Genomic DNA, 12,206 nt, shown 5'->3' with positions numbered 1-12,206 from the left:
GACAGTGGGTGCATCAATTACCAATGCGTACAAGGAGGAACGCGATCATGGCACTTCAGTTCACGTCTGCCACTCCTATCGACGAGGCAGGGAATCCCGCCGATTCGCATGCCCCTGACTGGGGTGGGAGTGGCACGGGTTTTTCGCACATGCGTGTGCGCGAGCGTATGGAAGAGGCTCTCCGATCAGACTCGGGCGAGGTGATCGCAAAGATTGAGGAGCTGGTCAAGGACGAATCAGTTGATGTGCGTGAGCGATTGACGATTGCTCGCGCACTTGTTGATTGGTATGCGCTCAATGACCAAGCAACCGACTGTCTTCGCCTGGCACGTATCGCTACCGAAATCGGACTGAACAACCTGGGACCGTTGGATGAGGATGTGTTGGTTGCCCGTAATTCTGAGCTTTACTGGCAGGCGACGCTGGGAAAATACCACAATATCGATAAGAACTACCGGATTCTGATTCGCGATGTTGAGCATGTCCTGGGGAACCACAGCGAGCTCGCGTGGGCGGTGCGAACAAATTCCGCGATGCCCGCTAAAGCTAGGGGCGACTTTACAAAGGCCGTTTCAATTTATCGGCGCGTTGTGCGCGATATGGGTACGTGCTTGGCCGAAGACGACTCGCTGGCGATGAGTGCGCAAGACAACTTGGCTGAAGCCTTGGTGCTGGCTGATAAGTACGACTCTGCACTAAAAATTTATCGAAGCCTGCATGGGATCTCAAAGAAGAAGTGGGGGCTTCAAGACGGAAGAACTCTTCGCCTACGCGGGGAAATTGCTCGAACAAAATTCTTGCTGGGGCGCAGAAAACAGGCGATGAAAGAGTGGAAGCAGACGTTCGCTGACTGCCTAGAGGTCCTTGGGGCGCATAATCCGCTGACACTTGAGATTCATTGTGTTCTTCTTGCTGCGTCGATTGATATGGATGATTCGCAGGCGGTTATCGAACTTTCAGAGATGCTCGTCAATGATCCCCCCGAAGAATTGGAAGGAGAAGAGATCGAAAGCTTCCGCCAGATTAGTGAAAGCTATCGTCAGATCGGAGCGATGGAAGGTGAAGAGTAGGGATGCAGCGCAGTTCTTTTATAGGGAAGAACGTGATGTGCGCGAGGTCGCGCGCTCATAGTTGGCACTTGGGGGCGCGTTAATGGGACGATAAAGGGGAATATCTATTGGAGGTACCGTGCCAATCCCTACGCCCGCACAAGTGGAAATGATTCGTCCTGCTCACACCGAGCAGTCACGCCTGCGAAACTTCTGCATCATCGCGCACATTGACCACGGTAAATCCACGCTTGCTGACCGCATGTTGCAGTTGACCGGCATTGTTGAGCAGCGTGATATGCGCGCTCAGTACCTTGATCGTATGGATATTGAGCGTGAGCGTGGCATCACCATTAAGTCTCAGGCTGTTCGTATGCCGTGGGCACGAGATGGCCAGGCGTACGCGCTCAATATGATCGATACGCCCGGTCATGTTGACTTCACCTACGAGGTCTCTCGATCGCTTGCAGCGTGTGAAGGCGCGGTTCTTCTGATTGATGCTGCGCAGGGTATTGAAGCACAGACTCTGGCAAATCTTTACCTCGCTCTGGAAAACGATCTTGCGATCATTCCCGTTTTGAACAAGATCGATCTGCCCGGTGCTCAGCCTGAAAAGTATGCTGGTGAGGTTGCTCAGCTGATTGGATGCGATGAATCCGAGGTCCTGAAAGTGTCGGGTAAGACCGGTGAAGGCGTTGCCGAGTTGCTGGATCGTATCGTCGAAGTCGTTCCCGCTCCGAATGGCAACCCAGACGGTGCAACCCGAGCCATGATTTTCGACTCCGTCTACGACATCTACCGCGGTGTGGTGACCTATGTTCGTGTCGTTGATGGTGCCCTGTCCACGCGCCAGCGCGTCAAGATGATGTCGACCGGCGCGACCCACGAACTGCTTGAAATCGGTGTGATTTCGCCAGAACCGATGCCCAGCGAAGGTATTGCCGCCGGCGAAGTAGGCTACCTCATCACGGGCGTGAAAGACGTGCGTCAGTCGCGCGTCGGCGACACGGTGACATTGAACGTTCGAGGCGCTGAGGAACCGCTGTCCGGATACAAGGATCCGCGTCCGATGGTCTTCTCCGGTATCTACCCGGTTGACGGTTCGGACTTCCCTGATCTGCGAGATGCCCTTGAACGTCTTCAGCTCAATGACGCGGCGCTCACCTTCGAACCTGAATCGTCGGCAGCCCTCGGCTTTGGGTTCCGTTGTGGCTTCCTGGGCCTGTTGCACCTCGAAATCATCCGGGAGCGATTGGAACGCGAATTCGGACTCGACTTGATTGCAACAGCGCCGAACGTTGTCTACACGGTCGTTGCAGAAGACGGGAGCGAGATCATCGTTGAAAACCCGGCGATGTTCCCCGAAGGGAAGATCTTAGAGGTTCGCGAGCCTCTTGTTGAAGCAACAATCCTGACGCCGACTGATTTCACCGGCACAATCATGGAACTCTGCCAGGATCGTCGCGGAACCATGAAGGGCATGGACTACCTGTCCGAAGAACGCGTCGAGCTCCACTACACCTTGCCTATGGCAGAAATCGTGTTCGACTTCTTCGATCAGTTGAAGTCGCGCACTCGCGGATACGCCTCGCTCGATTACCAGGAGAAGGGTGAGCAGAGTGCCGATCTGGTGAAGGTCGATATTTTGCTCAACGGTGACCGCGTTGACGCGTTCAGCGCGATTGTTCACCGCGATGCTGCATATGCGTACGGTCAGCGGATGACGAAGCGTTTGAAGGAACTGATCCCCCGCCAGCAGTTCGAAATCCCTGTTCAAGCAGCAGTGGGTGCACGCGTTATCGCTCGCGAAACGATCAAGGCACTGCGTAAGGACATGCTGGCTAAGTGCTACGGCGGTGACATTACGCGTAAGCGCAAGCTGCTTGAAAAGCAGAAGGAAGGCAAGAAGCGCATGAAGTCCATCGGTCGCGTGGACGTGCCACAGGAAGCCTTCATCGCAGCCCTGACATCGGATGTTCCGACCGGAAAGAAGTGATTGTGGCGGATCGCCCCCGTTATCGTCCAGGAGAGGCTCCCGAAGGGGAAGTCTTCTTCGCGCGGACCAAGTCGTTTACGCGTCGTAGTCGTGAGCTCCCGATGAATCTTCAGCGAACCTGGGATGCTCACGCGTCGAAGTATGTGATCGAACCTGAGCGGGGGAACGGCTATACGACTGTCGCCGATACTTTCCGCTTGGATCCGGTTCAACTTTTCGCTCGCAAGGCCCCTCTGACTGTTGAAATCGGATCGGGCACAGGCGAACAGATCGTTGAAGCAGCTCGCACGCACCCTGAACGTGATTACTTGGCATTTGAAGTGTGGGTGCCCGGTATTGCGAAGCTGATCTCCAAAGCCGTTGAGGCTGGAGTAACGAATGTTCGTGTGATCGAAGCCGATGCTCAGCAGGCATTCCCGATTGTTTTCGCCGACTCAGCCGCTAACGAGGTTTGGACATTCTTCCCCGATCCGTGGAGGAAATCGCGTCACCACAAGCGTCGTCTTGTGTCCCCCGAGTTTGCGCTCGAGGTTGCACGAGTCCTCGCCGACGGCGGTATCTGGCGACTTGCAACCGACTGGGACAACTACGCCTGGCAGATGCGCGACGTAGTAGAGGAATGCCCGCTGCTGGCTAACCCCTACGAAGGCGAGCGCCCCGACGAAGCCGATGAACAACCGACTCGCGGTGGTTTTGCCCCTCGCTTTGCAGGTCGCATTGTCACGCACTTTGAAACCCGGGGCCTTGACGCAGGTCGTGTTGCCCACGACGTTGTCGGAGTTCGTTTGCCTCGTGAAACCACGAATGTACGTACGCCCCAGGGTGAAAACACTTCCGATCAGGCGGAATAAGGAGCTGGCTGTTGCCTCCGGTCCAACCCGATGGAATTGAATGGCCGAAAGATGGCCATCTTGATCCAGCATTAGCTGAAGTCGACCAAGGGCGTCCGTTTTCGCTCTACGTGCACGTCCCGTTCTGCACGGTTCGATGCGGATACTGCGACTTCAACACGTACACAACAGGGTTCGGTGTGGGGGCAGAGCCTGGCTCATACGCACGCTCCATTGAAGCCGAAGCACAATTCGGTAGGCGCGGCCTCGTGAATGCCGGATTTGAACCGCGACCAGCCGAAACTGTCTTCATCGGTGGTGGAACGCCCACTCTTCTTGACACCGACGAACTGGCACACATCCTCGATAGCCTGCGAAATCATTTTGGGATCGCACAACAAGCCGAGCTCACGATTGAAGCGAACCCCGATTCAATCGACGCCAAGGGGCTGCTCAAGTTAAAGGAGGCGGGCGTCACTCGGGTTTCTTTCGGGATACAGTCAGCAGTACCTCAGGTGCTTGCAACGTTGGACCGCACGCACAATCCCCAGAAAGTCCCCTCTGCCGTCCAAGCCGCGCGCGATGCTGGCTTGGACGTGTCCGTCGACCTGATCTATGGGGCGCCGGGGGAGAGCATCGATGATTGGCATCGGTCGTTGGACGCCGCAGTCGCCCTGGAAACAGATCACATTAGTGCGTATGCGCTGGTGATCGAAGAGGGCACAAAAATGGGCGTGCAGGTCGCTCGCGGTGAGTTGCCCATGCCGGAGGCGGACGACGAAGCAATCAAGTACGAACTCGCTGACCAGGTCCTTGCTGACGCGGGCTTCAAATGGTATGAAATTTCGAATTTTGCGCGCCCGGACGTAAACGAAGCTGGTGTGGAACCGACCGAACTACGTCACGCAAGCCGACATAACCTGGCCTACTGGCGTGACTGGGACTGGTGGGGGCTAGGACCCGGCGCGCACTCGCACGTGGGACGTTACCGCTGGTGGAACGTCAAACACCCGGCCGCCTACGCGGGGCGCGTGCAAGCGGGAGTTTCTCCGGCGCTCGCGGGCGAAATACTTCAGTCCGATGCTCGAGCACTGGAGAAAGTCATGCTCGCCGTGCGCACCTCCGAAGGCATACGCACGTCGGATGTCATCAATATCCACGCGTTGCCAGGCTTGATCGCAGACCAGCTGATCGACGGAGTAAATGCGCTGAAAGGGCGGGTCGTTCTGACGCTGAAAGGGCGACTTCTCGCCGATTATGTGACCCGCGAACTCATGGGATTCTGACCTTCATCTCTCGTTGCCACTGCATTCCTATAGGGGTGCCTCTATCCTTGAAAGGGAGCGCGGTCATTACTGGCCGCAGATGATCCGTCAATAGGAGGGCACAATGAGCCAAGACATGGGACCCAACCCGTACGTCGTCAACATCGAAGAAGCGACGATGGAAAATACCAACTACCGCACCACCCTGTGGACTGGTAAGAACTTGCAGCTCACCGTCATGTGCATCCAGCCCGGACACGACATCGGCCTGGAAATTCACGAAGACCACGACCAGTTCCTCCGCATCGAAGGCGGGCGAGGCCTGGTGCAGATGGGGCCGGCCAAGGATGATCTGTCCTTCGAGGTCGAAGCCTCAGACGATGATGCCATTTTCGTTCCGGCTGGCTCCTGGCACAACGTCACCGCAATCGGTGGTGAGCCCCTTCGCGTTTATTCGATCTACGCTCCGCCAGAGCACGCACATGGCACCATCCACGTGACCTACGAAGAAGCCATAGAAGCCGAAGCCTTGGAGCATGGCGAACACTGAGCTTCATAGAAGGGCTGAGCCTTAAAAGGGGCGGGTGATACCGGAGTGATCCGGTATCACCCGCTTTTGCTTCCATTCGAATCCAGCCTGTAGTCCCATCGCGTTGTCTCGTCGGCGAAACTAGAGGCTGAGCATTCACGTGAACTGCAATAATGACAAAGGTTTGCCGAATTTGCTGAGAAATCTTGCGGTGATAAACTCCCGTCGGCACATTCTATTAAGTAGAGAGTCCGGTTATATGCCCAAGACAACACAATCGACGGGGACGTCGCTGAAGGAACTGACCCTGCGAGGCGTCATTATCGGTGGCATCATCACCGTCATCTTCACCGCAGCGAACGTATACCTCGGCCTGAAGGCGGGCCTGACCTTCGCAACCTCCATCCCCGCGGCCGTCATTTCGATGGCAATTCTGCGTTACTTCAAAGACCATACGGTCCAAGAAAACAACATCGTTCAAACGATCGCGTCCGCGGCAGGCACACTGTCCGCGATCATCTTCGTTCTCCCTGGCCTCGTCATGGTCGGTTGGTGGCAAGGTTTCCCATACTGGCAGTCGGTCTTCGTCATCGCTCTCGGTGGCATTCTCGGCGTTATGTATTCGATCCCGCTACGTCGCGCACTGGTCACGCACTCTGACCTCCCCTACCCTGAAGGCGTCGCTGCCGCCGAGGTTCTGAAGGTTGGCGACACCAACGAAGGCGCCGAAGAATCCAAGCGTGGTTTGCTCGCCATTATCTGGGGCGGTCTGTCATCAGCTGGTTTTGCCATCCTCGGCTCAATGAAGGTTCTCGGCACCGAAATCGGCACCGCTTTCAAGTTCGGTGCGGGTGGCACCATGGCTTCGGCTTCCTTCTCGCTGGCCCTGATCGGTGTTGGCCACCTGGTTGGCATTGGTGTGGGTATCGCAATGATCGTCGGCCTGGCGATTTCGTACATCGTCTTGCTACCGTGGCGGACCTGGGGAATTGTTGACCCCTCGGCTCTTGCTGACACGGTTGGTACCGTCTTCCGTTCTGAAGTCCGATTGATCGGCGCTGGCGCGATTGCTGTTGCAGCAGTGTGGACGCTGATCAAGCTGATCGGCCCCATCGTCATCGGTATTAAGGATTCGCTTGCATCGACTGCGAAGCGCGAGTCGGGTGAAACTGTCCCGCTGACCGAGCAGGACCTGTCCGGCAAGATCGTTATCGGCGTGACCCTTGCAGTGATGCTCCCGATCGGTGTTCTGCTCTGGCTGTTCTTAAAAGACACCGCCATTGCACACAACTCGTTGGGCCTGATCATCATTTCGATCCTGTTTATCCTGATTACGGGGCTTGCTGTTGCATCCGTCTGCGGTTACATGGCGGGTTTGATTGGTGCCTCCAACTCGCCGATTTCCGGTGTCGGCATCATCGTCGCTATCGCAGCTGCCCTGGTTGTGAAGGCTATTCACGGCACCGCATCCGGTGACGAACTGTCCGCCCTGGTTGCCTACACGTTGTTCACTGCAGCCGTTGTCTTCGGTATCTCCACGATTTCGAACGACAACCTGCAGGATTTGAAGACCGGTCAGCTGGTGGGTGCAACCCCGTGGAAGCAGCAGGTTGCTCTGGTTATCGGCGTTCTCTTCGGCGCGATCATCATTCCGCCGGTTCTGAACCTGATGGGCAACGCTTTCGGTTTCCAGGGCGCTCCGGGCGCTGGCGAAAACGCTCTTGCAGCTCCGCAGGCCTCTCTGATCTCTGATCTGATTAAGGGCGTCTTCGGCGGAGACTTGAACTGGAATCTGTTGGGCATCGGCGCACTGATCGGCATCGTCGTTATCATCATCGACGAGGTCCTGAAGAAGACCACCAAGAAGATGTCACTTCCCGGTCTGGCTGTCGGCATGGGCATGTACCTGCCGATCTCGATTACCCTGACTATTCCGATCGGTGCGCTACTCGGTATGGTCCACGACAAGTGGGCCGCCAAGCAGAAGGATCCCGAGAAGGCAAAGCGCATGGGTACCCTGGTTGCCACCGGTTTGATTGTCGGTGAGTCCCTCTGGGGCGTCGTTTACGCCGGTATCGTCGGCTTCTCCGGTAAGGACGCACCACTTGCGTTCATGCCTGATTCGTTCGCGGGAGTTGCTCAGTGGCTCGGCCTGGTCGTTTTCGCTGGTGTGATCGGCTTCTTGTACTCCAAGACCCGCAAGGACACGCTGAAGTGATCAACGTGAACTAACGCGTTCTGGTGATTGCGCGCTAGGGTGCCCGGTGCCCGTTAGGGGTGCCGGGCACCTGCGTTTCGGGTGGGCACTGCCCCGCAATCTTGCTTAGTGTGGTCGAGTGATGTCCCAAGAAAACCGCTTCGACCCATATTCGACTTCGTTCGACCCGTATGGCACGGATATTTTGAGCTCTGACCCGCACCGTGATGGGCCACATGCGCCTCGCCCGCGTTCGCAGGAAATCCCGGTTGAATTGGGCATGGTGTTAGAGGACGTGGTAACAGGCTGGGTTGGTGCTGTTGTTCGCGTTGAAAAATCGGGTGGTATGCACGTCGTTGAATTAGAAGATCGGCGAGGGGCAGTCCGGTCCTTCCCTCTCGGTGGCGGTTTCTGGCTGGAGGGCCGTCCCGTTACGCTTGCACCGCCTCGCCCTCACGAATCTGACGTGCCCACATTCAGGCCTCAGTTGACTACCTACGGTGGGCGTGCGGTGACGAACTCGGGTTCGATTGCTGGGCCGAAGAGGGTCCCGAAGATAGCGAAGCAGTCGCGGATCTGGGTTGAGGGTCGCCACGATGCGGAGCTCGTCCAACACGTGTGGGGCGATGATCTGGCAGAAGTGGGAGTAGTCGTCCAGTTGCTTGAGGGCGTGGATCATCTTGAAGAGATCCTGGAAGTCTTCGGACCGTCTGATGAAGTTCGCGCCGGTATTCTGGTCGATCACCTTGTAGAGGGGTCGAAAGAGTCGCGGATTGCCCAGCGTGTTCAGTCGCGTTGGTCTAGCGGTGTGCTGGTTGTTGGTCACCCGTTTGTGGATATTTGGCAGGCCGTGAAACCTGCTCGTCTGGGGCTGACGCGCTGGCCGGATATTCCGCGAGGTACGGATATTAAGCATGGCACTCTCGATTCGCTGGGCTGGTCGCATGCAAATCAAGCGGATATTGCGATGGGGTGGAAGCGAATTCTCGCCCAGGTCCGCAATTACAAGGATGTTGAGCCGGCTCTGCTGGGGCGCGTTGAAGAGCTGATTGATTTTGTCACTGAACCAGGTACTCGTTAGCGTCTGCGCAGTTGGGGGATAGTTCCACCGCCATTCATTGTTTCGTAGTGACGAGGCCGGGACTGAAAGCAAAGGCTTTGCTTGAGTATTGCCCGTTGTGAAGAGGTAGCGCCAACGTTGTGCTCGTTACTTCGGCTGGGCGCTTTGATGGGCAGGGAGTAGAATTGGCACTCAGATAGAGCGAGTGCCAGATTCGTGTCGAAACCGATCCTTCACATCACGGCTTTGATGGCGCGTGGTACTCCGCGTCAGTTTTCGCTTGGAACGGAGGACACATGAACGACGATCGTCGGCTCGGCGTTCTTCGAGCGATCGTTACTGAATACGTGCACACCCGTGAACCCGTGGGGTCGAAGGTGATTGCTCAGTCGCACGATTTAGGTGTTTCTTCTGCGACGATTCGTAATGACATGGCTCTGTTGGAAGAAGCCGGTTTGATCTATCAACCTCATACCAGTGCTGGTCGTGTTCCCACGGATAAGGGCTACCGGCTTTTTGTTGATTCCCTGTCCGCCTTGAAACCGATGAGTGGCCCGGAGCGCAGTGCTGTTGAACATTTCCTTGAGGACTCATCGAACCTGGATGATGTGGTTGTCCGAACCGTGCGTCTGCTGGCGCAAGTAACGCATCAGGTGGCTGTTGTTGAGTATCCGACGTTGACGTTGCAGACGTTGAAGCGGGTAGAGATCGTTGATCTTGCTGCAAGCAGCGTGCTGGTCATTGTCGTGACCGATTCCGGACGCGTTTCTCAAGACACTATTGAGCTTCGCACGCAGTTGAATAGCGGAGATATTGCGGTTCTTCGCGAGAAGCTCAACGCTGTTTTTTCAGTTCTTGGCCCCGATGAGATTCTCGGTAGCGTCGAGGCCCTGAAGGCGCTTCTTGAAACGCGTTTGCATGATGTGGCAGATGTTCTTGCCCAGAGCATTGCGCATCTCCTTCGCCCCAGTGGTGAATCGAAGATCGTCATGGCTGGTATGTCGAATCTTGCCAGAGGAGCGGTTGACTTCCATGATATTGCGCCGGTCTTAGACGCTTTGGAAGAGCAGGTGGTATTGATGCGCCTGTTCTCTGAACTGCAGCTTGATGATGATGTTTATGTTTCGATCGGTGCGGAAAATGAACATGACGCGCTTGCTGAAGCATCGGTTGTGGCTTCCACGTACCATGCGTCTGCACGTAGCGGTGATACGCGTGCTCACCTTGGTATTGTTGGCCCGACCCGCATGGATTATGCGCGAACGATGGCTTCTGTCAGGGCTGTTGCTGCCTATCTTTCGCGCTACTTGAATCGCTAGATCACCTCCCATTAGTTTTCACCGCCGATGCGGTGATCGCACGAAAGAACATAAGGAACGAAGAGAAGTGAACGACTACTACGAGGTCCTTGGCGTATCAAAGGATGCGACCGCCGACGAGATTAAGAAGGCGTATCGCAAGAAAGCGCGTCTGCTACACCCTGACTACGCTGGACCCGATTCAGAAGAAGCTTTCAAAGAGCTTTCTGTCGCCTACGAAACGCTCTTAGATCCCCAGAAGCGTCAAATGTATGACCTTGGAGGGCCGGATGCCGTGCGTGGTGGTGGTTCACCATTTGGTGGTGCTGGTGGTGGGTTTTCTGACATCTTTGATGCGATGTTCTCTGGTTTCTCCGGTCAAGCTTCCGGGCCGGTGCCTCGCGTTCGTCGTGGTTCCGACCAGCTGATCGGCGTGGAGATTTCCTTGAAGGACGCTGTTTTCGGCGCGAAGAAGGAAGTTTCATACGGAACGTATATTCTGTGTGATTCGTGCCATGGTTCAATGTGTGCTCCGGATACTGAGCCCACACGGTGCGGGACGTGTAATGGAACGGGCTCGGTGACGCGCGTCCAGAACACGATGTTCGGCCGTATGCAGTCGCGTGGAGCCTGCCCGGCCTGTCAGGGGTATGGCACGATTATTGCATCGCCCTGCCATGAATGTGCCGGTCAGGGGCGTGTTCGTTCGCGTCGTACGATTACGGTTGATATTCCCGCCGGTGTAGACGAAGGAACTCGTATCAGGGTTGGTTCCGAAGCTGAAGTTGGCCCCGGTGGCGGTCCGAATGGTGATCTCTATCTTGAGATCAACGAGAAGGCGGATGATGTTTTCGTCCGCCAAGGCGATGACTTACACACGTGGATCACGATCCCGATGACAACGGCTGCTTTGGGGACGAAGTTTGACCTCGATACGTTCGACGGTGCGCAACACGTCGAGATCCCGGCTGGTACTCAGCCGAATGCTGATATTGAACTGAAGAATTTGGGTGTCAGTCGTTTGCAGCGTTCTGGTCGCGGTGATTTGCACGTCCACGTGAATGTTGAGATCCCGAAGAAGCTTGATGATCGTTCGCGTGACCTTCTGGAGCAGCTTGCGGATCTTCGCAAAGAGACGCGTATCGAACCAGACCGCCGTCCCTCGTCGATGTTCGATAAGATCCGTGAAGCGTTCACCGGCCAATGACACGTCCCGTTTTCATTTACGAGGGCGACCTAGTCCCCTGCGAGTTGGATGCGGGCGATACAGTCTCGCTTGAAGGAACTGAAGGCCATCACGCGGCCACCGTTCGGCGTATCGGAGTAGGTGAGTGGATCGACCTGATGGATGGCCACGGTACGAGGCTCACGTGCGAGGTTCTCTCCACCTCGAAGAAAGGTCTTGATCTTCGTGTTGATCGGCGTGTGATCGAACCTCAGGCGACGCCCCAACTGATTCTTGTTCAGGGGCTTGCAAAGGCTGGACGAGACGAACAGGCGATTGAAGCCTGCACCGAAATCGGGATTGATAAAGTGATTCCCTGGCAATCTGAGTATTCGGTTGTCCGGTGGAACGGTCCAAAAGCCTCAAAAGGTAAAGCGAAGTGGGAATCCGTCGTTCGTGCGGCCGCTAAGCAGGCGCGACGAGCGTGGATCCCCAGCGTCGGCGACGTTGCCAACTCAAAAGCGCTCGCCACATGGGTTGAGGCAAATATAGAAGCCGGAGGCAAGGTTTTCATTTGTCACGAGGAAGCAACCGAATCGCTGAGCTCAATCATTGCCAGTGATTCCACGTCATTCACCACAGCGTCAAGTTTGACGCTGGTGGTTGGCCCAGAAGGCGGAATGAAGAGCGAAGAAGTGGGCTGGCTTCAAGACGCTGGAGCGTCTTTGGTTGGTCTTGGCGCAAATGTTCTTCGCTCGTCGACGGCCGGAGCCGTGGGAGCGACGCTCTTAAGCGCGACGCTTGGACGCCTGTAACT

At 56.2% G+C, this 12,206-nt stretch carries 10 protein-coding genes; all 10 read left to right on the top strand.

Features of this window, described 5'->3' with window-relative positions:
- Positions 1-47: 47 nt before the first annotated feature.
- On the top strand, positions 48-1,070 hold the full coding sequence (locus QP109_RS04115) for a tetratricopeptide repeat-containing protein (protein WP_285023455.1): 1,023 nt from the start codon (positions 48-50) through the stop codon (positions 1,068-1,070).
- A gap of 148 nt (positions 1,071-1,218) precedes the next feature.
- Positions 1,219-3,045 (top strand): translation elongation factor 4, encoded by a 1,827-nt coding sequence (gene lepA / locus QP109_RS04110; RefSeq protein WP_502929274.1) that lies wholly within the window; start codon positions 1,219-1,221, stop codon positions 3,043-3,045.
- Complete coding sequence (trmB, locus tag QP109_RS04105; protein WP_285023452.1) at positions 3,042-3,896, top strand: tRNA (guanosine(46)-N7)-methyltransferase TrmB; 855 nt, start codon at positions 3,042-3,044, stop codon at positions 3,894-3,896. The genes lepA and trmB overlap by 4 nt, the downstream gene beginning before the upstream one ends.
- An 11-nt stretch (positions 3,897-3,907) precedes the next feature.
- Positions 3,908-5,161 (top strand): radical SAM family heme chaperone HemW, encoded by a 1,254-nt coding sequence (gene hemW, locus QP109_RS04100; protein WP_285023451.1) that lies wholly within the window; start codon positions 3,908-3,910, stop codon positions 5,159-5,161.
- Between the two features lie 103 nt (positions 5,162-5,264).
- Positions 5,265-5,690, top strand: coding sequence for a cupin domain-containing protein (locus tag QP109_RS04095; RefSeq protein ID WP_285023449.1), 426 nt, complete (start codon positions 5,265-5,267; stop codon positions 5,688-5,690).
- 238 nt (positions 5,691-5,928) lie between these two features.
- Entirely contained in the window at positions 5,929-7,887 is a 1,959-nt protein-coding gene (locus tag QP109_RS04090; RefSeq protein ID WP_165778168.1) for an OPT family oligopeptide transporter, read from the top strand.
- A 259-nt stretch (positions 7,888-8,146) separates the two neighbouring features.
- The gene (locus QP109_RS04085; protein ID WP_502929273.1) at positions 8,147-8,947 is read left to right on the top strand and encodes a DUF3097 family protein; all 801 of its coding nucleotides are present in this window, start codon (positions 8,147-8,149) and stop codon (positions 8,945-8,947) included.
- A 275-nt stretch (positions 8,948-9,222) separates the two neighbouring features.
- Positions 9,223-10,245, top strand: coding sequence for a heat-inducible transcriptional repressor HrcA (hrcA, locus tag QP109_RS04080; RefSeq protein ID WP_285023446.1), 1,023 nt, complete (start codon positions 9,223-9,225; stop codon positions 10,243-10,245).
- A 67-nt stretch (positions 10,246-10,312) separates the two neighbouring features.
- Positions 10,313-11,431, top strand: a complete 1,119-nt coding sequence (gene dnaJ, locus QP109_RS04075) for a molecular chaperone DnaJ (protein ID WP_101627416.1) — start codon at positions 10,313-10,315, stop codon at positions 11,429-11,431.
- Entirely contained in the window at positions 11,428-12,204 is a 777-nt protein-coding gene (locus QP109_RS04070; RefSeq protein WP_285023444.1) for a 16S rRNA (uracil(1498)-N(3))-methyltransferase, read from the top strand. Before dnaJ ends, QP109_RS04070 begins: the two co-directional genes overlap by 4 nt.
- Positions 12,205-12,206: the final 2 nt, after the last annotated feature.

The organism is Pauljensenia sp. UMB9872 (assembly GCF_030212665.1).
GTDB lineage: Bacteria > Actinomycetota > Actinomycetes > Actinomycetales > Actinomycetaceae > Pauljensenia > Pauljensenia turicensis_B.
The sequence above is the reverse complement of the archived record's forward strand: the minus strand, read 5'-3'. Positions and strand labels throughout refer to the sequence as shown.

Excerpts from the sequence above, each read along its gene's own strand:
- lepA (WP_502929274.1), top strand. The coding sequence starts at position 1,219 with ATGATTCGTCCTGCTCACACCGAGCAGTCACGCCTGCGAAACTTCTGC.
- QP109_RS04090 (WP_165778168.1), top strand. The coding sequence starts at position 5,929 with ATGCCCAAGACAACACAATCGACGGGGACGTCGCTGAAGGAACTGACC.
- hrcA (WP_285023446.1), top strand. The coding sequence starts at position 9,223 with ATGAACGACGATCGTCGGCTCGGCGTTCTTCGAGCGATCGTTACTGAA.
- QP109_RS04115 (WP_285023455.1), top strand. The coding sequence starts at position 48 with ATGGCACTTCAGTTCACGTCTGCCACTCCTATCGACGAGGCAGGGAAT.
- QP109_RS04085 (WP_502929273.1), top strand. The coding sequence starts at position 8,147 with ATGGTGTTAGAGGACGTGGTAACAGGCTGGGTTGGTGCTGTTGTTCGC.
- QP109_RS04070 (WP_285023444.1), top strand. The coding sequence starts at position 11,428 with ATGACACGTCCCGTTTTCATTTACGAGGGCGACCTAGTCCCCTGCGAG.
- QP109_RS04095 (WP_285023449.1), top strand. The coding sequence starts at position 5,265 with ATGAGCCAAGACATGGGACCCAACCCGTACGTCGTCAACATCGAAGAA.